19 protein-coding genes are annotated in these 23,880 nt (G+C 65.5%); 11 read left to right on the top strand and 8 right to left on the bottom strand.

What is annotated here, in order from left to right; all coding sequences use genetic code 11:
• Nucleotides 1-31: 31 nt before the first annotated feature.
• Together KUH32_RS02810 and KUH32_RS02805 are read right to left on the bottom strand one after the other, a co-directional pair.
• Entirely contained in the window at nucleotides 32-1,036 is a 1,005-nt protein-coding gene (locus KUH32_RS02810; RefSeq protein ID WP_217776544.1) for an ABC transporter substrate-binding protein, read from the bottom strand.
• Between the two features lie 241 nt (nucleotides 1,037-1,277).
• On the bottom strand, nucleotides 1,278-3,257 hold the full coding sequence (locus KUH32_RS02805) for a bifunctional 2',3'-cyclic-nucleotide 2'-phosphodiesterase/3'-nucleotidase (protein WP_217776543.1): 1,980 nt from the start codon (nucleotides 3,255-3,257) through the stop codon (nucleotides 1,278-1,280).
• Nucleotides 3,258-3,445: 188 nt separating this feature from the next.
• Between KUH32_RS02805 and nudC the strand changes: the two genes are divergently transcribed.
• The 9 genes from nudC to KUH32_RS02760 all read left to right on the top strand — a co-directional run bounded on the left by nudC (nucleotide 3,446) and on the right by KUH32_RS02760 (nucleotide 13,580).
• Nucleotides 3,446-4,414, top strand: coding sequence for an NAD(+) diphosphatase (gene nudC / locus KUH32_RS02800; protein WP_217776542.1), 969 nt, complete (start codon nucleotides 3,446-3,448; stop codon nucleotides 4,412-4,414).
• Between the two features lie 48 nt (nucleotides 4,415-4,462).
• A complete protein-coding gene (locus KUH32_RS02795) occupies nucleotides 4,463-4,930 on the top strand; it encodes an SRPBCC family protein (RefSeq protein ID WP_217776541.1) in 468 nt (155 codons plus the stop codon).
• 56 nt (nucleotides 4,931-4,986) lie between these two features.
• The gene (locus KUH32_RS02790) at nucleotides 4,987-5,799 is read left to right on the top strand and encodes a DUF4198 domain-containing protein (protein ID WP_254898971.1); all 813 of its coding nucleotides are present in this window, start codon (nucleotides 4,987-4,989) and stop codon (nucleotides 5,797-5,799) included.
• Entirely contained in the window at nucleotides 5,796-7,214 is a 1,419-nt protein-coding gene (locus KUH32_RS02785; RefSeq protein WP_217776540.1) for an FAD-binding oxidoreductase, read from the top strand. The genes KUH32_RS02790 and KUH32_RS02785 overlap by 4 nt, the downstream gene beginning before the upstream one ends.
• 124 nt (nucleotides 7,215-7,338) lie before the next feature.
• A complete protein-coding gene (locus tag KUH32_RS02780; RefSeq protein WP_217776539.1) occupies nucleotides 7,339-7,857 on the top strand; it encodes a hypothetical protein in 519 nt (172 codons plus the stop codon).
• Nucleotides 7,854-8,579, top strand: coding sequence for an ABC transporter ATP-binding protein (locus KUH32_RS02775; protein ID WP_217776538.1), 726 nt, complete (start codon nucleotides 7,854-7,856; stop codon nucleotides 8,577-8,579). The genes KUH32_RS02780 and KUH32_RS02775 overlap by 4 nt, the downstream gene beginning before the upstream one ends.
• A gap of 5 nt (nucleotides 8,580-8,584) precedes the next feature.
• A complete protein-coding gene (locus KUH32_RS02770; protein ID WP_217776537.1) occupies nucleotides 8,585-10,945 on the top strand; it encodes an FtsX-like permease family protein in 2,361 nt (786 codons plus the stop codon).
• Nucleotides 10,946-10,949: 4 nt separating this feature from the next.
• Nucleotides 10,950-12,158: an efflux RND transporter periplasmic adaptor subunit gene (locus tag KUH32_RS02765; protein WP_217776536.1), complete on the top strand. Its 1,209-nt coding sequence runs from the start codon at nucleotides 10,950-10,952 to the stop codon at nucleotides 12,156-12,158.
• Between the two features lie 96 nt (nucleotides 12,159-12,254).
• Nucleotides 12,255-13,580, top strand: coding sequence for a GH1 family beta-glucosidase (locus tag KUH32_RS02760; RefSeq protein ID WP_217778259.1), 1,326 nt, complete (start codon nucleotides 12,255-12,257; stop codon nucleotides 13,578-13,580).
• A 3-nt stretch (nucleotides 13,581-13,583) separates the two neighbouring features.
• Here the strand turns inward: KUH32_RS02760 and xylA are convergent, their stop codons facing one another.
• The 5 genes from xylA to KUH32_RS02735 all read right to left on the bottom strand — a co-directional run bounded on the left by xylA (nucleotide 13,584) and on the right by KUH32_RS02735 (nucleotide 19,574).
• Complete coding sequence (gene xylA, locus KUH32_RS02755) at nucleotides 13,584-14,891, bottom strand: xylose isomerase (protein WP_217776535.1); 1,308 nt, start codon at nucleotides 14,889-14,891, stop codon at nucleotides 13,584-13,586.
• Nucleotides 14,888-16,324, bottom strand: a complete 1,437-nt coding sequence (gene xylB / locus KUH32_RS02750; RefSeq protein ID WP_217778258.1) for a xylulokinase — start codon at nucleotides 16,322-16,324, stop codon at nucleotides 14,888-14,890. The genes xylA and xylB overlap by 4 nt, the downstream gene beginning before the upstream one ends.
• Nucleotides 16,324-17,085, bottom strand: a complete 762-nt coding sequence (locus KUH32_RS02745; protein WP_217776534.1) for an ATP-binding cassette domain-containing protein — start codon at nucleotides 17,083-17,085, stop codon at nucleotides 16,324-16,326. The genes xylB and KUH32_RS02745 overlap by 1 nt, the downstream gene beginning before the upstream one ends.
• Before the next feature lie 11 nt (nucleotides 17,086-17,096).
• Entirely contained in the window at nucleotides 17,097-18,422 is a 1,326-nt protein-coding gene (locus KUH32_RS02740) for a sugar ABC transporter permease (RefSeq protein ID WP_217776533.1), read from the bottom strand.
• Nucleotides 18,423-18,551: 129 nt separating this feature from the next.
• Nucleotides 18,552-19,574, bottom strand: a complete 1,023-nt coding sequence (locus KUH32_RS02735) for a substrate-binding domain-containing protein (RefSeq protein WP_217776532.1) — start codon at nucleotides 19,572-19,574, stop codon at nucleotides 18,552-18,554.
• A 199-nt stretch (nucleotides 19,575-19,773) separates the two neighbouring features.
• On the opposite strand from KUH32_RS02735, the gene KUH32_RS02730 reads away from it, so the two are divergent.
• On the top strand, nucleotides 19,774-21,027 hold the full coding sequence (locus tag KUH32_RS02730) for an ROK family transcriptional regulator (RefSeq protein WP_254898970.1): 1,254 nt from the start codon (nucleotides 19,774-19,776) through the stop codon (nucleotides 21,025-21,027).
• 8 nt (nucleotides 21,028-21,035) lie between these two features.
• Entirely contained in the window at nucleotides 21,036-22,508 is a 1,473-nt protein-coding gene (locus tag KUH32_RS02725) for a CRTAC1 family protein (protein WP_254898969.1), read from the top strand.
• On the opposite strand, the gene KUH32_RS02720 is transcribed toward KUH32_RS02725, so the two are convergent.
• Nucleotides 22,505-23,821 carry a cytochrome-c peroxidase gene (locus tag KUH32_RS02720; protein ID WP_217776530.1) on the bottom strand — a complete coding sequence of 439 codons (1,317 nt, stop codon included), beginning with the start codon at nucleotides 23,819-23,821 and terminating at the stop codon, nucleotides 22,505-22,507. The genes KUH32_RS02725 and KUH32_RS02720 overlap by 4 nt on opposite strands.
• Nucleotides 23,822-23,880 lie beyond the last annotated feature (59 nt).

The following is a 23,880-nucleotide window of genomic DNA, read 5'->3' as shown; positions in this document are numbered from 1 at the left end:
GACGGGGCCGGTCGCGCCGGCCCCTGTCCGATCACTTCAGCATGAACCCGCCGCTGTCGGGCAGGTAGGCATCGGAGAAGTAAAGCGCCGCATCCGGTGCCGACTGGAACTCGTAGGTCAGTTTCATCTGCTCCAGCGAATTGGCGAACCGGTCGCCGTCGATCCCGCCCATGCCGTTGGCGTTGGTGTAGTCGGTGACCACGTTCGCATCGATGGCCAGTTGCAGGCGGCGCTGTTCCAGCGCGGCATCGGCGGCCGGGTTGCGTTCGACCAGGCTGGCGATGGCGGTCGCCGGATCGGCGATGGCATCGACCCAGCCCTTGGCCACGGCAGACAAAAAGCCTTTGACAGCATCGGGGTTCGCAGCCGCGAAGTCGGTGTTGACGATGATCGCGTTGCCATACAGGTCGACGCCGTGATCGGCCATCAGGATGGTCGAGATGTCGTCTTCGGGCACGCCGAGGCGCACGAGGTTCAGGAAGGACGAAAAGCTGAAGCCCGTGACCGCGGCCACGTTGCCTTCGGCCAGCATCGGTTCGCGGGTCGGGAAACCGACGGGTTCGATCGTGACGGCGCTGGTGTCCAGCCCGGTCTCGGCGGCGAAGATCGGGAATTGCGCCCAGGCACCGTCCGGCGGCGGCGCGCCCAGCACCTTGCCTTCCAGGTCCTTCGGTTCCATCACGCCCAGCGACTTGCGCCCGACGATGGCGAAGGGCGGCTTGTCATAGACCATCATCACGGCGGTGACCGGCGCGCCAGGGTTCTGGTCGAGGAACTTCACCAGCGAATTGATGTCGGCAAAGCCGATGGGGAAAGCACCGGTCGCGACCTTCGGGATCGCGTCGAGCGAACCCTGCCCGGCAGTTATTTCGACCGACAGGTCGACCTCGGAGAAGTAGCCCTTGTCGATGGCCAGGAAATAAGGGGCCGCGGGGCCTTCGAATTTCCAGTCGAGCGCGAAGGGCATGGCGGTTTCGGCATGGGCGACGGCCCCGGCCACAAGACCGGCAGCCAGCGCGATGGCGCGGTGGAACATGGTAACCTCCCAAGGTTGAGCGCTTTTTCCAGCGCCTTGTTGTCTGCGCAGCGGGCAAGCGTGGCCAGAGCCAGTGTCACGCACGCGGCCACACACTGTCCGTTGCTCAGGCTTTCAGCAAGCTTTTTCCGCGGTTGCCGCTTTGTTGGGCATCCCGATCCGCCGGGTGGCGTGATCCACCCGTCCGGTCACGACGGTCGGCATGCGCCTGTTTGTCCGGCGATGCCGGCCGTAGGATCCTTCACAGGCGAATGCGGAACTGCGCAAACCCCTCGGGCGTGTCGCCGGCATCCTCGATCGTCACGCCGGGCACATCCTTGGCATAATTGCGGGCGGACGGGCCTGACGGGAACAGAACGGTGGTGTCGGGCAGGGGTGCGAAGGACCAGTTGGCATCGGCGCTCGGATTGATCGTGCCCTGTTCGACGATGTAGCGCACGATCACGTCGCGATTGGTGTCGGGCGCCTCGAAGATGATCGTGTCGCCCTTGGCGCCCGGAAAATCGCCGCCGCCCGAGGCGCGGTAATTGTTGGTGGCGATGACGAATTCCATGTCGTCGGTCACCGGCTGGCCGTCATGGGCAAGGTTGACGATCCGTTGCGCATCGGGATTCAACGGCCCGCCCTTGGGATCGAATTTCGACGGCTGCGACAGGTCGATCTGGTAGGTCACACCGTCGATCACGTCGAAATTGTAGCTGGGAAAATCCGGGTTCAGCAGCGGTGCGTCCTGCGCGCCCGGCGTGATCTGGTTGAACATGCCTGCCGACCGTTCCAGCCAGTCGCGCAGCTGCGCGCCGTTGATCCGCACCGCGCGGACGGTGTTGGGGTACAGATACAGGTCGGCCACGTTCTTGATCGCGACATCGCCAGCGGGTACATCGGTGTAATAGTCAGGACCGCCGCGGCCCCCGGCCTTGAACGGCGCGGCGGCAGACAGGATCGGCAGACCGGCATGTTCGGTGCCCGCCAGCATCTGTTCGACATACCATTTCTGCGCGATCGACACGATCTGCACGGACGGGTCGTCGGCCACCAGCGCGAAATAGGAATGCAGCGGCGCCGCCGTCTTGCCCACGGCGCGGCGGACATAGGCCAGGGTTTCCTCGTGATCCTGCTTGACGGCGGCCAGCACCGCTGCGTCGTCCTCGACCAGCGCAGTGACCGACCGGTCGGGATTGCGTTGCGAGATCGGTCGCGCCTCGGATGTCGACGACACCACCTTCCACGCATTTCCGTCGCGTTCCAGAAGCAGGTCGATCATGCCCATGTGCGACCCCCAGAAACCGCCCATGACGGCAGGTTTTCCGTGGATCGTGCCTGCCGCGACATCGACACCGGCATAGCCGTCATAGGTGGGCGACGGGAAAACCAGGTGGCTGTGGCCGGTCATCAGGGCGTCGATGCCCTCGATCTCGGCCAGCGGGACCGAGGCGTTTTCCATGCCGTCGGTGTGCTGCGCCGCACCGATGCCGGAATGGCTGAGCGCAACGATGATGTCGGCGCCTTCCTCCAGCATCTGCGGCACCCAGGCGCGGGCGGTCTCGACGATATCGCGGGCGGTGACGTTGCCTTCGAGGTGGCGGCGATCCCAGTTCATCACCTGCGGCGGGGTAAAGCCGATGATGCCGACCCGGATCGGATGGGCCGTGCCCGCACCATCCGTGACCTCGCGATCCAGGATCACGTAGGGCCGGAAAAGCGTCTTGTCGGCGCGGGGATCGGCCCCCTGTTCTGTCGCGATATTGGCAAGAACCAGCGGGAAATCGGCGCCGGCCGCGGATTTCATCAGGAAATCCAGCCCGTAATTGAATTCGTGGTTGCCGATGGTCGCCGCGTCGAAACCCACGGTGTTCATCGCGGTGATGATCGGGTGCATGTCACCCTCTTTCATCCCGCGTTCATAGGCGATGTAGTCGCCCATCGGGTTGCCCTGCAGGAAATCGCCGTTGTCCAGCAGCATGGAATTGGTCGCCTCGGAGCGGATGTCGGCGATGATCGACGCGGTGCGAGACAGCCCGACCGTGTCCACGGGACGATCCGAATAATAATCGTAGGGATAGACATGGACGTGCAGGTCGGTGGTTTCCATGATCCGCAGATGCGCCTGGTTGGCTGCGGCATTGGCGGAATAGGGATGCAGGGAAATCAAGGCAGCTCCGGCAGTCGAATGCGCAATGAATGCGCGGCGGGTCCAGTTCTGGAAGGGTTTTGCAGGCATGGCAGACCTCTGGAAATCATGGGTTGGACGGAGGGTACCACAATAACACGTCTCACGTGTGACATGGCGCAGCCACGTCTGCAATAGCAACTCATGGTTGATCCGATGCGCAAGGCTTCACTTTTGCCGAAGCCCGTTTGCTTTTCCGGGCGCGCAATGCATTGTTTCGGGCAACCAAGAGGCGGTCGATGCAGAAATCCGAAGACGTGACATTCGGCGGGTCCGGTCTGGACCGCGCAGGCGAGTTGCGGGGCAACATTCCCGAATTGGCACGGGCGATGCAGGCCCCGGGCACGCGCGCGGTGGCGCTGTGGCGTGGCAAGCCGCTGGTTGCCGGCGACGCGGAACTCTGCCTGGCACGACTGCCGCTTGCGCATCCGGCCTTCGCCGATGCCGCGCGACCGCCCATTCTGCTGGGTCGCGAGGAAGGCAACGCGGTCTTTGCGCATGACATCTCGGGGTGGGATCCGGACGGGCAGGATCTTTCCAAATTGGGTGCCTTCGTCGACGACAGCGAACAGGCGCATCCGGCGATGCCCGGTGGACACCGCTTTGCCGAACTGCGCCGGATCATGACCCGCCTCGGCGCGCGCGACGCCGAACTGGCCGCGACGGCCAAGGCGATCCACGGCTGGCACGCCACGCACGGCTTTTGCGCCAAGTGCGGAGCGGCGTCCGAGATGCACCAGGCGGGATGGCAACGTATCTGTCCGGCCTGCGGTGCGCACCACTTCCCGCGCACCGATCCGGTGGTCATCATGCTGGTCACCCACGGCAACCGCGCGCTGCTGGGACGGTCGCCGGGTTGGCCCGAAGGAATGTATTCCTGCCTGGCCGGGTTCGTGGATTCCGGCGAAAGCATCGAGGCGGCCGTGCGCAGAGAAACGCTGGAGGAGGCCGGGATCACGGTCGGACCGGTACGCTATCTGGCGTCACAGCCCTGGCCCTTTCCGTCGTCGCTGATGATCGGCTGCCACGCCGTCGCGCTGGACGACACGATCCGGCTGGACCCGAACGAATTGGAAGATGCGCTCTGGGTCACCCGCGAGGCGGTGGCCGAGGCATTCGCCGGGCGCGCGCGTCATTTCTTGCCCGCGCGCAAGGGTGCCATCGCGCATTTTCTGCTGCGCAACTGGCTTGCGGACCGGCTGGATTGACGCGACACTCCGGCCGAACCGAAATCGGGGCGACAACAAGGGCAGGTCATGCAGGTCAATGCACGCGAGGACATCGAGGCGCCGCTGGACAGGGTGTTCGCGGAACTGACGGATTTCGAAGCGATCGAACGCCGCGCGCTGAGGCGCGGGATCGAGATCCGGCGCACCGACGGGCTGGCCGGACCGCAGGCCGGCATGGCCTGGCAGACGACGTTTCGGTTTCGCGGCAAGCCGCGCGATGCGACCGTTATACTCAGCGAAATGAAGGCGCCCGAAACCTTGGTCTTCACGTCGAATTCCGGTGGCCTCGATATCGTGACCCGTGTCGATCTGGTTGCGCTGTCGCGGGGCCGAACACGGGTTTCGGTCGAATCCGAACTGATGCCCAAGACGCTGTCGGCGCGGTTGCTGGTGCAATCGCTGAAACTGGCAAAGGGCAATATCAATACCCGGTTTCGCAAGCGCGTCGGGCTTTACGCCAAGGAGCTTGAGGATCGGCTGAACCGCATGGCGTGATGCCTTGCGATGCCGGCGGAAAACTCTAGTCTTGCGCCATCGGGGGAGGGCCGGGGATGACAGCTTGGACAAGCAGGATGATGGCCTGGGCCATAGCGGTCGTCCTGGCGGCACCCGCCGCAGCGCATGAATTCTGGATCGACGCCGAGGCTTGGCAGGTCGCGCCGGGTGAAAACCTCAAGGCCGCCTTGCGCGTCGGCGAAAAGATGGAGGGCGGATCCTACGCGTATATTCCGCCCGACTTCACGCGCTTTGAAATCGCCATGGGTGACGCGATTTTCCCTGTCGAAGGCCGCGCGGGGGACCGTCCGGCGCTGAACATGGCCATACCGGGCGAGGGGCTGGCCGTCGTCGCCCATGTCACCAAGGATTACCGCCTGACCTATACCGAGTGGCAGAAATTCGTGGATTTCTGCGAGCACAAGGATTTCGCCTGGGCGATCGACCGGCACCGCGCCCGCGGCCTGCCGGAAACCGGGTTTCGCGAGTTGTATTCCCGCCATGGGAAAAGCCTGATCGGCGTGGGGGCCGCGCAGGGGCAGGACCGCGCGCTTGGCCTGCTGACCGAGGTTGTCGCCAATGCCAACCCTTATACCGACGACCTGTCCGCCGGGTTCCCGGTGACGGTGCTATTCGACGGCGCGCCGCGCGTCGACACGCAGGTCGAACTGTTCGAGAAGGCGCCGGATGGTACAGTGGCCGTGACCCTGCACCGTACCGATGGCGATGGCCGCGCCGTGCTTCCCGTCAGACCGGGCCATGTCTATCTGGTCGATGCCGTGGTGATGCGGCCGCTTGAGCCGGCCGAAGACGGCGATCCGGTCTGGGAAAGCCTCTGGGCCTCGCTGACCTTCGCGGTGCCGCAATGAGCGTGATCGAAGACCTGCGTGCCGCGCTTGGCCCCGGCGCGGTGCTGACCGGCGCGGACGCCGCGCCGTTCTCGCATGACTGGACCGGTGCCTATGCCTGGCAGCCGGTCTGTGTTGCGCGCCCGTCCAGCACGGCCGAGGTTTCCGCGGTGATGAAGATCGCCACCGAAACCCGCACGCCGGTTGTACCTGTGGGTGGCAATACCGGGCTTGCGGGCGGCACGGCGGGTGACGGATCGATCATGCTTTCGCTCGACCGGATGACCGCCATTCGCGAAATCCGTCCCGAGGCAAGGCTGGCGGTGGTCGAGGCCGGTGTGATCCTGAGCCAGCTGCACGAGGCCGCCGACGCCCACGACCTGGTCTTTCCCCTGACCTTCGGAGCCAAGGGATCGGCGCGGGTGGGCGGATTTCTGTCGACCAATGCAGGCGGTTCCAACGTCTTGCGCTACGGCAATACGCGCGACCTGGTGCTGGGGATCGAGGCGGTGCTGGCCGATGGCCGGGTGATGAACCTGATGAGCGCCCTGCACAAGGACAATTCCGGGCTCAACCTCAAGCATCTGCTGATCGGCGCCGAAGGCACTTTGGGCGTCATCACCGGCGCTGTGCTGAAACTGGTGCCCAAGCCGCGTGCCTACGCCACCGCGATGGTCGGGGTCGCGTCTTTGGACGACGCGCTGGCGCTGCTCAACCGGCTGCAAGAGGCGACGGGCGGCGCGGTCGAGGCCTGCGAATACATGTCCCAGCCCTATCTCGACGAGGTCGCGCGCCGCTTTCCCGAGTTGCGACAGCCTTTCGCCGAACCGCAGCCGGTATCGGTGATGATCGAACTGGGCGCCACCGCGCCGCGCGACGCCACGCCCGGTCCGGACGGACAGGTGCCCATCGTCGGCCTGCTGGAAGACATCCTGTCGGGAATGATGGCGGCCGGCCAGGTGCTGGATGCCGTTGTCGCCCAAACCGAAGCGCAGCGCCGCGAGATCTGGCGGCGGCGGGAACTGGCGGGCGAAGTCACGGTCTCGCGCCCGCCGCTGGTCAACAACGATGTCGCGCTGGCGCTGGACAAGGTCGCGCCGTTCCTGTCGCGAATGGAAACCCGGCTGGCGCGGATCGACCCGCAGGCGCAACCGATGGTCGTCTCGCATCTGGGTGACGGCAACGTGCATTACGTGGTCTGGCCCAGCAGCGGCGATCCGGTCCTGATCGATACGATCATGGAAGCGGTCGAAGACGAAGTCCTGGCGCTCGGCGGGTCGTTTTCGGCCGAACACGGCATCGGGTTGACCAAGAAACCGTCGATGGCGCGGCGCAAGGACCCCGTGGCGCTGGATGCCATGCGCGCGATCAAGGCGGCGCTCGATCCTTTGGGTATCCTGAACCCCGGAAAGGTGCTGCCCGAAACGGCAGGCTGACCGGAGACGGGCGCGGCCACGCCACGACGCCTGGTTTTCGAAAAAACCGGCGATGGATTGACCTGGGTCATTCACCAGCCGGCGCGGTCGGGGCACACCTCCAACGGCATTTTTGGAGAGGCTCATGCCGACGCGCGAACCGATCATCCTGTTCTATTCCCGCAGCGGCCATTCGCAGCAACTTGCAGTGGCGCTCGGCGCGGCATTGCAGACCCCTCCCGTGCGACTGGGCGCACGTTTTTACGGTTTGCCCGCCTTGGGCTGGCTTCTGGCGGGTCTGGATGGTGGGCGTGGTGCGGAACCCCGTTTGCGCGAACCCTTGCCCGACATCGAACCGGATGCGCTGGTGATACTGATCGGTCCGGTCTGGGCCGATGGGCCCGCGGCGCCGTTGAACACGGTCGCCGCGCTTTTGCGCCCCCGCGGCAATCCGGTGGCCGCGATCCTGACCGCGGCGGGTCCGGACAGTCCCGACAAAGCCCTGACCGCGCTGCAGGCCCGGTTGGGCCGGGGCCTGGTTCTTGCCGATTCCGTCCCGAACCCGCTTGAAGGAACGCCCGGCTATGGCGCCCGCGTCGCGGACCTTGCGGGCCGGTTGCGATCTTTGATGGTGTTGCCGCCGGAACGGGAGGTCGCCTCTTGACGGTCGCGAAACAAACCCGCGAGATCGTGTTCCGGACCGAGGGACTGACCAAGGTCTACACCACGGGGTCGGTTCAGGTGCATGCCCTGGCCGGTGTCGACGTGACCCTTTACGCGACCGAGCTGACAGTTCTGCTGGGGCCGTCCGGATCGGGCAAGTCGACCCTGCTGAACATCCTCGGCGGGCTCGACCATCCCACCAACGGGCGTATCTGGTTCCGCGATCGCGACCTGACGTTGCTGTCCGACCGCGCGCTGACGCGCTACCGGCGCGACCATGTCGGCTTTGTCTTCCAGTTCTACAACCTCGTGCCCAGCCTGACGGCGCGCGAGAACGTGCAATTGGTCACCGACGTGGCCCGAAACCCCATGAAGCCGGCGGAGGCGCTGGAACTGGTCGGGCTGGAGCGCCGTATGGATCATTTTCCGTCGCAGATGTCGGGCGGCGAACAGCAGCGCGTCGCCATCGCTCGCGCCATCGCCAAACGTCCCGACGTGCTTCTGTGCGATGAACCGACCGGTGCGCTGGACAGCAAGACCGGCACTCAGGTGCTGGACACGCTGAACCGCATCAATCAGGAATTCGGCACCACCACGGCGGTCATCACCCACAATGCGGCGATCCGGAAGATGGCGCACCGCGTGATCTATTTCCAGGACGGCCGCATCGCCCGTGTCGAGGAAAACGACACCCGCCTCACGCCCGCCGAAATCGAGTGGTGAGCGGGATGCAAGCCATCGACATCAAGCTGCTGCGCGATTTCGGACGGCTCTGGATTCAGGGCCTGGCGATCGCGCTGGTGCTGGCCGCCGGCGTTGCCGTGATCCTGATGTCGGCGGGCATGAGCGGCGCGCTCAAGGAAACGCGCGACACCTATTACGACCAACACCGTTTTGCCGATGTCTTTGCCGCTGCGCGCCGTGCGCCGGACAGCCTGGCGCAGGAACTGCGCGACATACCCGGGGTGGCCGATATCGAAACGCAGGTAAGGGCATACGCGGTTCTGGACATCCCCGGTCGCGCCAAACCGGCCACAGGGTTGCTGATCTCGCGCCCGGAATTCGGCGAGGCGCGGCTGAACCTGCCGCTGCTGCGTTCGGGCCGCTGGCCCGAGACCGGGACCGAAGTGGTGGTCAACGAACCGTTCGCCGAAGCCAACGGATTTGCGATCGGGTCCACGTTCTCGGTCAATCTGAACGGCCGCAAACGCGCGCTGACGATCACCGGCACGGCGCTGTCGCCGGAGTTCATCTATACCATCGGCCCCGGCGCGCTGATGCCGCAGAACGAAACCTTCGGCATCCTGTGGATGCAGGCCGACATGATGGATGCCGCTTTCAACATGGCCGGCGCGTTCGATACCGTGTCGCTGGCGCTGTTGCCGCGCACCCCGGTCGAGCCGGTCAAGGACGCGGTGCAGGCGCTGCTGGAACCCTATGGCGGGCGCAGTCCGGTCGACCGCTCGGGCCAGCAGTCCAATGCCTTTCTGGATGCCGAGATCACCCAGCTCGAAGTTCTGGCCTATGTCTTGCCGCCGATCTTTCTGGGCATCACCGTGTTCCTGGTGAACATGGTCATCGGCCGGATCGTATTCCTGGAACGCGCCGAAATCGGTCTGATGAAGGCGGTCGGCTATTCCGATTGGGAGGTCTGCCTGCACTACCTGATGCTGGCGGCCCTGATCGCGCTGGTGGGTATCGGCATCGGCTGGGTCGTCGGAACCTGGCTGGCGCGCGAGATGGCCGAACTGTTCGGCAAGTATTACGATTTCCCGTTCCTGGTGTTCAACGCGCCGACGCGGGTCTATGTCCTGTCCGCCCTGCTGGGGCTGGCCGCCACTTCGGCGGGCGCCCTGCGCAGCGCTTTGCAGGCGGCGCGGATGGCGCCCGCTGTGGCCATGGCGCCGCCCGCACCGCCGCGGTTCCGGCGCAGCTGGCTGGACGTTCTGGCCACCGCCCTGTCGCTGTCGCAGCCCACGCGGATGATCCTGCGCAGCCTGGTCCGCTGGCCGATGCGCGCGGCGATGACGATGCTCGGCATGGCCTTGGCTGTTTCGGTGCTGGTGGCGTCGAACTTCTTTCCCGATGCCGTGGACGAAATCATCGACAAGGGGTTCTACCAGTCCAACCGCCAGGACATGCTGCTTCTGTTCGATCCCGATGTGCCGGTCGCCGCCCTGGACGAAGTGCGCCGCATGCCCGGCGTTCTGCAAGCCGAGCCGCAGCAATACCACGCCGCAGTCCTGCGCCGCGGCCCCTACGAGAAACAGGTGGCGATCTCGACGGTTTCGCCCGACACCGATCTGGCACGCGTGATCGATCAGGATGGTGACGTGGTGATCCCCGACCGATCCGGTATCCTGTTGTCGGACAGGTTGGCCGCGGCCCTTCACGTGACGGCCGGCGACATCGTGACCGCACAATTCGAAAGCGGCAACTTCCAGACCTTCGACATCCCGGTCAGCGGCGTGGTCACGCAGTTCTTCGGTCTTGGCGCCTATCTCGATCACGACGCAATGAGCCGGTTGTTCGAACAGGCGCCGCGCATGTCCGCCGCGAATGTCACCTTGGCCGATCCCGGCGCCGCCGAGGCCTTCGAGGAAAGGATCAAGGAATTTCCGGTGCTCAGCGGCACGATCAACATGACCGAGAACCGGCAGAGCTTTCTCGACACGCTGGCGCAGAACATCCTGATCGTGACCGCCGTCTACGCGGTGCTCGGCACCATCATCACCGTTGGTGTGGCCTATAACGGCGCGCGGGTGCAATTGTCGGAGCGCGCCCGGGAACTGGCATCGCTGCGCATCCTCGGCTTCTCGCATGCCGAAACCAGCTATATCCTCGCCGGCGAAATCCTGCTGCTGGCGCTTCTGGCCCAGCCCCTGGGTTGGTGGATCGGCACCTTTGTCGCCAAACTGATGACCGACAGCTATGCCAGCGATCTTTATGCCATTCCGTTGGTTCTGATGCCCGCGACCTATGCCCGGGCAAGCCTGATCGTGCTGGCCGCGGCGGTCGTCTCGGTTGCCATCGTGACGCGCAGGCTGAACCGGCTCGATCTCATTTCCGTCATGAAAACAAGGGAGTAGCACAGTGGCCTTCCCGACCCGAACCATTCTTCTTTCCGCCATCGGTCTGGCCCTGGTGGGCGGGCTGGCGGTGACGGCCTTTCGCACCGATCCGGTGCCCGTTGATCTGGCCACGCTCGAACGCGGCCCGCTCAGCGTCACCGTCAACGCCGAGGGCAAGACCCGCATACGCGAGATCTACGAGGTCGCCGCGCCGATTGCGGGAACGGTTCTGCGCCTGCCCGTAAAGGCCGGCGATCCGGTGCTCAGTGGCAAGACGGTCGTCGCACAGGTCGAACCGGTGACATCGCCTCTGCTGGATGCGCGCAGCCAGGCCCAGGCCGAGGCGGCGCTGCACGAGGCCGAAGCCTCGGTTCGTTTCGCCGAGGCGGAATTGGCCCGCACGCAGGCCGATGCAGCCTATGCCCGGACCCAGCTCGACCGCACGACCAAGCTGGTGGACAGCGGAACCGTTTCGTTGACCCAACTGGAAACCGCCAGCCAGCAGAACGCCATCGCCGAAGCGGCGGCCGAGTCGGCCGCAGCGCGGCTCGAGATGTCGCGCGCCGCGCTGGAACGCGCCCGTGCGATGCTTGTCCTTCCCGAACCCACCGACACGGACCGCAGCTGTTGTCTTGCCGTTCTGGCCCCCGCCGATGGCGTCGTGGTGTCTGTGACCAGCGCGTCGGAACGGCCGGTGCCACTGGGCGCGCCGTTGATGCAGATCGGCGATCCGACCGATCTGGAAATCGTCGTCGATCTGCTGTCGTCCGAAGCCACCCGTCTCGAACCCGGTGCGGCGGCCAAGATAGAACGCTGGGGCGGCGACACCGCGCTGGACGCCAGATTGCGGCTGATCGAACCGGCGGCACGCACTGTTGTCTCGGCGCTCGGGATCGAGGAACAGCGTGTCGATGCGGTGCTGGATTTCGTCTCGCCGCGCGCCGAGTGGGCCGGCCTGGGCGAAGCCTATGCCGTCTATGTCCGAATCGAGGAATGGCGCACCGACGACGCGCTGCTGATCCCGCTCAGCGCCGTGTTCCGCCGCGACGGCAACTGGTTCACATTCCTGTTCCAAGACGGCTATGCGCGCGAAGTGCCGCTGGAACTGGGCCGCCGCGATGGCCGTTTCGCCGAGGTTCTAAGCGGTGTCGAAGCCGGTGCACAAGTCATCTTGCATCCGCCGGACACCATCGCCGACGGCGTGTTGGTGGCCGAGCGGGAACTTCTGTGAACCGGCCGGACGCATGGACTGTTAGCGCTTGACAAGCGCCCCGCCATTGCGGTTTCCACGACGCGGAAACCGGCATCCCGGAGGCACTTCATGGGCATGACTTTCAAGCGCAGCGACCTGCCGCGGGACTTCCTGTTCGGAGCCGCTACTTCGGCCTATCAGATCGAAGGGCAGTCTTTCGGCGGCGCCGGTCCGTGCATCTGGGACAGCTATGCGGCGACACCCGACAACGTGATCCGCAACGAACATGGCGCGATTGCCTGCGACCACTACCACCGTTTCGAAGAAGACCTCGATCTGGTCGCGAACGGCCATTTCGACGCCTATCGCTTTTCGACCAACTGGTCGCGCATCCTGCCCGAAGGTCGCGGCACGGTGAACCAAGAAGGTCTGGATTTCTACGACCGCCTGGTCGACGCGCAACTGGCGCGGGGGCTCCGGCCCTTCCTGACGCTTTATCACTGGGAATTGCCAAGCGCGCTACAGGACGTGGGCGGTTGGACCAACCCCGATATCGCCGACTGGTTCGCCGATTATGCGCGCATCGTCATGCAGCGCATCGGCGACCGGGTCAGCCACACGGCGACCATCAACGAACCGATCTGCGTGTCCTGGATCGGCCATTTCATCGGCCGCCATGCCCCCGGCCACCGCGATATCCGTGATACAGCGCGGGCGATGCACCACGTGCTCAAGGCGCATGGACGGGCTGTTTCGGCGCTGCGGTCGGACGGGTATGGCGACATGGGCATCGTCATCAACGTCACCCACTACGAACCGGTCGATGACAGCCGGCAGGCCGCCATCGCCAACGATCGTGCAGACGCGATCTTCAACCGCTGGTTCCTGCAGGGCGTGTTCAAGGGCAGCTACCCCGATGTCGCGCTCGAGGGCTTGGGCCCGCACATGCCCAGGGGCTGGGAAGCCGACATGGCCGAAATCGCGCAGCCGGTGGATTGGCTGGGAATGAACTACTACTTCCGCACGTTGACCGGCCCCGCCGACGATGCCTGGCCCGCCTTGCAGCACCATGACGGCGATCTGCCGAAGACCCAGATGGGTTGGGAAATCTCGCCCGAAGGGTTCTACAAGGAACTGACCCGCTGCGCGCGCGACTTTTCCGGCGACGTGCCGATCTACGTGACGGAAAACGGCATGGCGAATGCCGACGCCCTGGCCGACGGCGCGGTCGAGGATACGATCCGCACACGATACCTGGACGACCATATCGGCGCGGTGATCCGGGCCGAACGGGACGGCGTGCCGTTGAAGGGGTATTTCGCCTGGTCGCTGCTCGACAATTACGAATGGGCCTTTGGCTATGAGCGCCGCTTCGGGCTGGTTCATGTCGATTTCGACACGCAGACACGCACGCCCAAGGCCAGCTACCGCGCCTTGCGCGCGGCGCTACAACGCAACTGAGGCTCAGCCAACGAACCGGTTGACCCAGTTTTCCAACGCCTCTTGCCGGCCCGAACGCGGTTGCGGGTTGATGCCCTGTTCGCGCACGCACGCTTCGCAATGCTCCAGCGTCGCGCGGGTCAGCAGGGCCCGGGCGTCGTCGGTATCCCAGCCGGCATAGCGATCGGCCCGCATCCGTTCCAGCCCGCCATCCTCGATCATCGCGGCGGCGGCCTTGAGCCCCGCGGCGCAGACATCCATCGCGCCGATATGAGCCAGGATCAGATCGGCCGGATCCAGAGACTGGCGCCGCAGCTTGGCGTCGAAATTGGTGCCGCCCGTGGTGAAGCCGCCGGCGCGCAGGATCTCGTAATAGGCCAGCGCCACCTCGGGGACGTTGTTGGGAAACTGGTCGGTGTCCCATCCGGACTGGTAGTCGTTCCGGTTCATGTCGATCGACCCGAAGATGCCAAGGGCTGCCGCCGTGGCGATCTCGTGTTCGAAGGAATGCCCGGCCAGGATCGCATGGCCCTGTTCGATGTTGACCTTGACCTCGCCTTCCAACCCGAAATCCTTGAGGAACCCGTAAACCGTGGCGACGTCGTAATCGTATTGGTGCTTGGTCGGCTCCTGCGGCTTCGGCTCGATCAGGATCGTGCCGCCGAACCCGATCTTGTGCTTGTAGTCCACGACCATCTGCAGCATCCGGCCCGCCTGCTGGCGTTCGCGTTTCAGGTCGGTGTTCAGCAGCGTCTCGTAGCCTTCGCGCCCGCCCCACAGCACATAGTTCTCGCCGCCCAGTTTGTGCGTTGCGTCCATGCAGGTCTTGATCGTCGCCCCTGCGAAGGCAAAGACGTCGGGGTCGGGATTGGTCGCGGCACCCGCCATGAAGCGGCGATGCGAGAACAGGTTCGCGGTACCCCAAAGCAGCTTGGGCCCGCCGGCCGCCATCTTGGTGCCGATGTAATCGGTGATCGCGTCCAGCCGCGCGGTGTTCTCGGCGAAGTCCGCACCTTCGGGACGAATGTCGGCGTCGTGGAAACAGAAATACGGCACGCCCAGGATGTCGAACATCTCGAACGCCACATCGGCCTTGAGCCGCGCCAACTCCATCGTGTCGCCGAACCACGGCCGTTCGAAGGTCTGCCCGCCGAACGGATCGCCGCCGGGCCAGGCAAAGCTGTGCCACCAGGCGACGGCAAAGCGCAGGTGATCCTCCAGCCGCTTGCCCATGACCACCGCGTCGGGATCGTAGTGGCGGAATGCGAAATCGTTTGCGCTGTCCTTGCCCTCGAACCGCGCCTTGGGAATGCCAGCGAAGAAATCGGTCATGTCTTGGATCCTTTCAGGTCGCGATAGGTGGCGCGGTAGCGTTCCTGCGCCTCGGCGTAAGCGCCGCGCAGACCGTCGTCGGGTGCGACCTGCGCGGCGATGGCCGGGCGGGTCATTTCGACATCCGCGCCCGCGGCCAGCATGGCCAGCCGCGCAGCGCCGAAGGCGGCGCCGAAATCGCCCGCTTGCGGCAGGTCGATGGGCAGATCCAGCGCGTTGGCGATGGTCCGCACCCAGGTGTCTGATTTCGATCCGCCGCCCGCCGCGATCAGCCGGTCAAGCCGCGTTCCCGTGGCGGCCAGCGCATCCAGGCAATCGCGGAACGCAAAAGCCACGCCGTCCAGCACCGCGCGGGTCAGGTCGGCGGCGTCGGTGGCGTGTTCGAGGCCGGTGAAGGCGCCGCGGATGGCGGCGTCGTTATGCGGCGTCCGTTCGCCGCCCAGATAGGGCAGGAAAGTCACCGGTCCGGGCGCTGTCGGTGCGCCGAGCTCTGCGGTCAGCGCCGCCGGGCTGCGATCCAGCACCCGGGACAGCCAGTTCAGCGCATCGGTCGCGGCCAGGATCACGCCCATCTGGTGCCACGTGCCGGGCAGGGCGTGGCAGAACGTGTGCACCGCGGTGGCCGGGTCGGGCTGGAATGCGTCGCAGGCTGCGAAAAGCACGCCCGACGTGCCCAGCGATACGAACCCGTCACCCGCGGCCACAACGCCCAATCCCACGGCAGTCGCCGCATTGTCGCCACCGCCGCCGGCAACGATCACGCCCTTGGGCAAACCCCATTTCGCGGCCAGCGCGTCGCGCAAAGTGCCTGAAGGTTCGGACCCTTCGACCAGCCCCGGCATGGCGCTGCGGTCCAGCCCGGTTTCGTCCAACAGCGCGTCGGACCAGTCGCGCGCGCCGACATCCAGCCAGGACGTGCCGGCGGCATCCGACATCTCGGACACCGCCTCGCCGGTCAGGTGCAGGCGCAGGTAATCCTTGGGCAAAAGCACGCGGGCGATCCGCCCTGCGATATCCGGTTCGTTCGCCTGCACCCAGGCTACCTTGGGCGCGGTGAAGCCGGGAAAGACGATATTGCCGGTGATCGCGCGGAACCGAGGATCGGCATCCATCGCGGCAGCCTGTTGCGATGCCCGTGTATCGTTCCACAGAAGGCAGGGCCGCAGCACCCGGTCTTCCGCGTCCAGCAGCGTCGCGCCATGCATCTGGCCGGACAGCCCGATGGCCTTGACCGCCGACAGGTCGATCCGGGCGCCAAGCGCCGCCATCGCCGCATCCGCCGCCGCGATCCAGGCCGACGGGTCCTGTTCCGACCAGCCGCTTTGCGGACGGCTGACCGTCAGGGGCGCGGATGCCTCGGCAAGCACTGCCTGCCCCGCGTCGACAAGAACGGCTTTCAGACCCGACGTGCCTAGATCGAGCCCGATATACATCATGCCGCCGCGTCGCGCGGGTTCTTGCCCAGGATGATCATCGACAGGATGTCGTCCTCGGTCACGTCCTCGACCCGCTCGGTACCGACCAGCTGGCCGTTTTTCATCACGCTGACCCGGTCACACAAATCCATCATCTCGCGGGTGTCGTGGCTGATGAGGAAGATACCCAGCCCTTGTTTCTTCAGTTCCTGGATCAGGTCGGCCACCATCTGCGTCTCGTGCACGCCAAGCGCGGCGGTCGGTTCGTCCATGATCAGGATGCGCGCGTTGAAATAGACCGCCCGCGCGATGGCCACCGATTGCCGCTGACCGCCAGACAGCGCGCTGACCGGCACCTTGATCTTTTTGAAGTTGGGGTTCAGCCGCGCCATGATCTTGCGGGTCTCGGCCTCCATCTTGGCATCGTCGATCAGGCCCAGAGGCGTTGTCAGCTCGCGGCCCAGGAACAGGTTCGACGGCGCATCGAGGTTGTCGGCCAGCGCCAGCGTTTGATAGATCGTCTCGATGTTGTAGCGCCGGGCGTCGCGGGGGCTCTGGATGTCGGCCAACTCGCCATTGATCCAGATCTCGCCGGAATCCTTCTGATAGGCGCCCGACAGGATCTTGATCAGCGTCGACTTGCCCGCGCCGTTATGGCCCAGAAGGCCCACGACTTCGCCGGGATACAGGTCGATCGACACGTGGTCGACCGCCTTGATGCCGCCGAAGGCGATCGAGATGTCCTTTAGTTCGACCAGCGGAGTTTGCTTGGTGCTCATGTCCGTACCTCTCATGCCTTGCCGCCGCGGCGGTAGAGATTGTCGAGATAGACCGCCAGCACCAGAACCGACCCGACGACGATCTGCTGGATCGCCGCGTCGAAGCCGATCAGCACCATGCCGGTCTGCAGCGATTGCATCACCAGCGCGCCCAGCACCGCGCCATAGATCGTGCCCATGCCACCGGCCAGCGATGTGCCGCCGATCACCGCGGCGGCGATGACGTAAAGTTCGTCCAGCGTGCCGAGCGCGTTGGTGGCCGAACCCAGACGGGCCGAGGCGACGGTGGCCGACAGGCCGGTCAGCAGGCCCATGACGGCAAAGATCTTGACCGTCATCCACTTGGTGTTGATGCCCGACAGCGCCGCCGCCTCGGGGTTGCCGCCGATGGCATAGACATAGCGGCCGAACCGAGTGCGCGACATGATGAAGGTCATGATGATGACCACGGTCACCAGGATCAGAACCGGGATGGCGAAGCCGTGGCTGATGAACAGCCCGCCCTCGGGGATCTCGATGCCTTCGGCCTGGGCGTATTGGCGCACGATGCCACGCGGCCAGGGATAGGAATTGACCAGCAGCACGGCGCCGACCAGCGCGGCGCAGCCAAGCGCGGCGATGAAGCTGTCGGCCCAGACCGGGCGCAGCGGAAATTCGAACTTGCGGCGTTGGCGGCGGCCGAACAACACCAGGGCGACGACCGCGGCGCAGCCGACCAGGCCGACGATCCAGCTGCCGGTGGCGCCGATGGCGCCATAGGGTCCGCCGCCCAGCAATTGAAAGGTGGAATCCACCGGGCTGATGGTTTCGCCGCGGGCCACCAGAAAGGCCGCGCCGCGCCAGACCAGCAAGCCGCCCAGCGTGACGATGAAGGCCGGAATGCCGCGATAGGCGATCAGCCAGCCATGCAGCGCGCCGATCATCGTGCCGACGATCATCCCCACGATGACCGCGATGATCCAGATCAGCGGATGGCCCAGGCCCAACCATTGCGGCAGGATCCAGACCTGCGTGACGCCCATGATGATCGCGCAGAAACCCAGAACCGAGCCGACCGACAGGTCGATATGCCGGGTAACGATGACCAGGACCATGCCGCAGGCCATGATCCCGATGGACGAGGTCTGCACGCTGAGGTTCCACAGGTTGCGCGGTGTCAAGAACGCGCCGAACCCGTTGACCAGCGCGCCATACATGTGAAAGCCCACCCAGATCAACGCCAGCGCGGCCAGCATGCCCAGCAGGCGGGTGTCGAGTTCGGTGGCGCGCAGGAAGCGGGTCAGGGCGCCATCGCCCTTGTCCTTCGCGGCTGCGCTGCCTTGCGTGGTGTCGGTCATGTCATTGTCCCGGTCATGGCGCGTTCGTGGCCTGGCGATTGCCGGCCGCCGATCGCGACGAATTGTACGGAGTGACTGGCAAAACGGGCACCGGCGTATTGCCGCCGGTGCCCGGGATCGTCGCTGCGATCAGCAGCCTGCAACGCCGTCCATGGCGCCTTCGCAGACCTTGTCCTTGGCGATGTGACCCGCGTCGATCACGACGTTGATGTTGTCCTTGGTGACCGGGGTCGGCGCCAGGAAGATGGCGTTCATCTCGACACCTTTTTCACCGCCGGACCACTTCACCGCGCCGGAAATGGCATCCATCGCGGTGCCGTTGGCCAGCGCCACGGCGATCTCGGCCGCGGCGGCGCCCAGCTGACGGCTGTCTTTCCAGACCGACACGGTCTGGGAGCCACGGGCCACGCGGTTCAGTGCGGCATGGTCGCCGTCCTGACCACCCACGGGAATGTTCAGGCCCTGCGCCGACAGCGCCGCGATGGCGCCGCCCGCCATGCCGTCATTCTGCGCCAGCACGGCGTCGACGTCATTGTTGGCGGCTGTCAGGATCTGTTCCATGTTCTTCTGGGCGTTGTCGGGCTTCCAGCCATCGGTAAACGCCTCGCCGACGATGGTGATCTTGCCGGCGGCGACATCGTCGCCGATCACTTCCATCATGCCTTCCAGTAGGAAGCCGGCATTGGGGTCGCCCTTGTCGCCCTTGATGATGGCAAAGTTGCCTTCGGGCTGCGCGGCGGTCACGGTTTCGGCGATGATGCGGCCGACACCCTTGTTGTCGAAGGTCAGATAGAAGGTCCGGTCATCCTCGATCAGACGGTCGTAGCCCACGACCGGAATGCCTTCGGCGGCGGCCTTGTCGACGGCGGGGCCGATCGCGTCCTTGTCCATCGCCAGGATGATCAGCGCATCGGCGCCCTGGGCGATCAGCGCCTCGACATCGGTCAGCTGCTTGGCGGCCGAAGCCTGCGCGTCGGCGGACACATAGGTCGCGCCCAGTTCTTCCAGCTTGGCCTTGATGGCGGCTTCGTCGGTCTTCCAGCGTTCTTCCTGAAAGTTCGACCAGCTCACGCCGACGGTCAGCTCTTGCGCGAATGCGGCGGTCGACATCGCGGCGGCCATAACGGCGCCGACAATCACAGATTTCTTCATGGTTTCCTCCCATTGGGCGACGCATCCCGGGTCTCCCCCGATCCGAGTCGCAACGCCCCCAGTTTGCTTTCAATAATTTCGGTTGTCAAAATAAAGTTTGCAGATCACATGGCGTTTCGGGGTAATGAACCGCTGCATTGAAAGATACTCTTGACAGCCTGCGGGAATTGGGACCGAATTAATTCGAGAGGAGAAAAATTTGAACCTATCGGTAAAGGACCGTCCCGACAGCGCCGCGCGGGGCTGCGGACCATCGCTCGCGCCCTTGTCGGACCCGTCCATTCCGCCCAGGCAGAAGGTGCTCGACCTCGTCCGGTCGATGGGCGCCGTGCCGCGGGTCGAGATCGCGCGCGCGCTGGAAATCAGCCCCGGAACGGTCACGGCCCTGTCTTCCGATCTGATCGGCGCGGGCTACCTGCAAGAGGTCGAGGGCGGTGCGCGCGAAAGCGGGCGGGGCCGTCCGCCGGTGTCGCTGGCGGTGGTTCCGGATGCGGTCCGGGTGATCGGGATCAAGCTGTCCGATTTGCGCCACGCCGCCACGATGATGAATTTCGCCGGCGAGCAGATTCACCAGGTCAGCCTCGCCGCCGATGGCCGCGACGCCGACCCCTCACATGTCGTCGACCGGATCGACCGGTTGGTCACGGCGTTGCTGGTCGAAACCGGGACGCCTCGCGACGATATCCGCGCTGTCGGGATAGGCCTTCCGGGTCTGGTCGAAACGGTGACCGGGTCGGTCAACTGGTCGCCATTGCTCAACAGCCGCTCCGTGCCATTGGCCCGGATGATCCGCGACCGGCTTGGCATCGAGACCGTGCTGGAGAACGACGCCAACCTGCTGACACTGGCCGAGCTGTGGTTCGGCAAGGGGCGGGCGATGAACAATTTCTGCGTCGTCACGATCGAGAACGGAATCGGCATGGGTTTCGTGCTGAACAACCGCCTGTTCCGCGGTGCCCGCGGGCTGGGAATGGAGATCGGCCATACCAAGGTGCAGCTGGACGGCGCGCTGTGCCGCTGCGGGCGGCGCGGCTGTCTCGAGGCATATCTGGCCGACTACGCCCTGGTGCGCGAGGCGACGACGGCGTTGCGCGGCGACACGCCCGACCCCTTGAACCCGGACGAAACGGTCAAGCGGCTGTACGAAGAAGCCAAGGCCGGCAACAAGGCGGCGCGGTCGATCTTTCTGCGTGCCAGCCGCTATCTCGCGCTAGGTCTGTCGAACGTGATGCAGTTGTTCGATCCCGAACGGATCATCATCACCGGCGAACGGCTGACCTTCGATTATTTCTATTCCGAGGGCGTGCTGGAAGAAATGCTGTCCATGACACTGGATGTCGAACGATTCCGCGACCGCGTCGAGGTCCACGCCTGGAAGGATCCGGTCTGGGCACTGGGCGCGGGTGCGCTGGCGCTTTCGACGGCGACCAGTCAGGCGATGGCCGCGCTGTGAGACCGGCCTTGGCGCTCGTGCTGATCTGCGCCCAGTCGGCAACGGCGCAAATCGCGTTCGAGGACGTCTCGGCCAACCTGCCCGAACATGTCTACCAGGGCGACTGGGAACACTTCGTCGGCGGCGGTGTGGCGGTTCTGGATTGCAACGGCGATGCGCGTCCGGACCTGTTTGCCGCTGGCGGAACCGCGCCGGCGCGGCTGTTCGTCAACCAGGGTGGGATGCGCTTTGCCGATGTTTCGGTTCCGCGACTGACCGGTGTGACCGGGGCCTATCCCCTGGACATCGACGGCGACGGTTGGCTGGATCTGTTCGTGTTGCGGGTTGGCGCGAATGTCGTCCTGCAGGGTGGGCCCGATTGCAGGTTCAAGGATGTCACCACGGCCTGGGATATCCCTGTCCGCGACGACTGGTCCACGGCCTTCACCGCGTGGTGGCCTTCCGGTTTCGACCGCCCGGTGATGGCGGTGGGCAACTACGTCGACCGGCACGACCCTGAGGGACCGTTCGGCACCTGTGACAGCCATGACCTGTTGTTTCCCGGCCCGGACGGCTGGCGCGCCGAAACGCTGGGGCCGGGCTTTTGCACGTTGTCGATGCTGGCGGCACGGGATGCTTCGGGCACGCTGCGACTGCGCATCTCGAATGACCGCCACTATTACATCCGCGAGGGTTTCGAGCAGATGTATGACCCCGTCGAACAGCGGTTTCTGACCGAAGCGGACGGCTGGCCGCGCGTGTCGCTGTGGGGGATGGGCATCGCCAGCCGCGACATCACCGGCGACGGGCGGGACGAGGTGATGCTGACCTCGATGGGCGATCAGCTGATGCAGATCGCGCAGGCAGATGGCAGCTATGTCGCTGCACCGTTCTCCATCGGCAGCTACGCGCAGCGCCCCTTTACCGGCGGCGATGGCCGTCCGTCCACCGGCTGGCATGCCGAATTCGGTGACATGGACAATGACGGCCGCGCCGATCTGTTCATCGCCAAGGGCAATGTCGACCAGATGCCCGGCATGGCGATGCTGGACCCCAACAACCTGCTGATGCAGCAGCCGGACGGCACGTTCGCCGAAGCCGCCGACACGGCCGGGCTGGCCAGCATGGCACGGTCGCGCGGGGCTGCGCTGGCCGATTTCGACGGCGATGGCCTGCTGGACGTGGTGGTGATCAACCGCCGCGCGCCAATGGAGCTGTATCGCAACGTGACGCCAGATGCGGGTGGCTGGCTGGCGGTCGATATCCGCGCGGCAGGCAACACCCGGCTGGTTGGCGGGATGGTGCGCGTGACAACGCCGGCAGGCGTTCAGACGCAGCAGATCGTCGTTGGTGGCGGGCATGCGGGCGGACAGGCTGGTCCGCTGCATTTCGGTCTGGGTCAGGCCGGAACAGCGCGGGTCGAGGTGATCGGCCCCGACGGCGCGATCCTGCACGATGCCGAACACGCCGCAGGTGCGGTGATGCGGCTGGAGTTGCGTTAGGGGCGGTCCACAGGAAGGCCGCTGGGTACGCTGTCCGGCACACCCAACCGGCCGGCCAAGGCCTCCGGATCGGTCAGCGCGGCAAGGAAAGCTTCGATTTGCTGCAAGTCGGTGTCCGTCAGATCGACGGCAAAGCCTTTGGCCGCCTTGATCGCGTCGATCTCGGCTGTGTCCGACAGAATGCGGAAATCCTCGACCGGCAGTTCGGGCAGCCGGACCTGGGCCGCGTCGAAACTGTCGAGGTTGCCGCCGGGTTCCACGTGGTCGCGCAGGAACCCGGCCAGCGTCGCATGAGCCCCGGCATGACCATAGGGCGCGGTTTCGGTGACATTGCGCAGCGAAGGCGTGCGAAAGGCAAAGGCGTCCTCGGCCCGGCCGGTGACGCGCATCCGCCCTTCGTCGCGGGCGTGGCTTTCGAACCGCGCGGCCTTGCCCGGTCCGATCTGCGGTGCGGCCATGGCGTGAAAGCCATGATCGGTCTGGAACTTGCCGGAATGACACTCGGCGCAGCGGGCCTTGCCGTAGAACAGATCACGCCCCGCCGCCGCCATCTCGGGCAAGTCTCCCGCGCCGCGCAGGGCGGCGTCGAACGGGCTTTGATCCGACCGCCATTCGAATGCGATGAAGGCAGCGATTGCGTTGGAAATGTCGGTGAAGGCGATATCCTCGGGCGCGGTGACATGCGGATAGACGGCCTGGAACCGTTGCACGTAATCCGGCAAGGCCGCCACCCGGTGCGAAATGGCCGCCCAGGCGCCGTTCTCGCCGGTGATTCGGCCCGCGCGCACCAGTTTGCTGATCTCGTTCTCGCCGTAGTGGCCCGCCATCTCGTCGGCGCTGAGCACCGGGAACATGGTCTGCAGCGACAGGACAGACGCGAATCCGCGGGTCTGGTCCTCGCCCAAGGGGCTGCGCATGCCGCCGGGTTGGGCCGGGTCGACCTCGATCCGGCCGTCGTGGAACATCACCGTGAACTCGCGGGCGCCCAGGTTGAACAAGGCCGGCGCATTGCGCGGGATCCTTTGTTCGGGAAGGTTTTCGGGATCGGCGCGGCGGCTCTGCCCCAATCCGACGCCGCCATCGCCCAGCGACAAGGCCACGCCGTCGGCGGTGGCCAGGGCCGGGTGGTGGCAGGTCGCGCAGGATACCGTTCGGTTGCCCGACAGGATCGGATCGTAGAACAGCAATTGCCCCAGTTCCGCCTCGGCCCTGTCGATCGGCAGGTAATCCGCATCGGTGACCGGCGCGGGCAGATCGGCAGCGGCAAGGGTGGCTATCGCGGCCAAGGCAAGGCTTGGGAAAACCGGCTTCATGCGCAAGGGATTGCAAGCGGCGGGGCGGCTGTCAACGACCCAGTCGCGGTGTCGCCAGC

This window comes from Thalassococcus arenae, assembly GCF_019104745.1.
In the GTDB taxonomy this organism is placed as follows: domain Bacteria; phylum Pseudomonadota; class Alphaproteobacteria; order Rhodobacterales; family Rhodobacteraceae; genus Thalassococcus_B; species Thalassococcus_B arenae.
The sequence above is the reverse complement of the archived record's forward strand: the minus strand, read 5'-3'. Positions and strand labels throughout refer to the sequence as shown.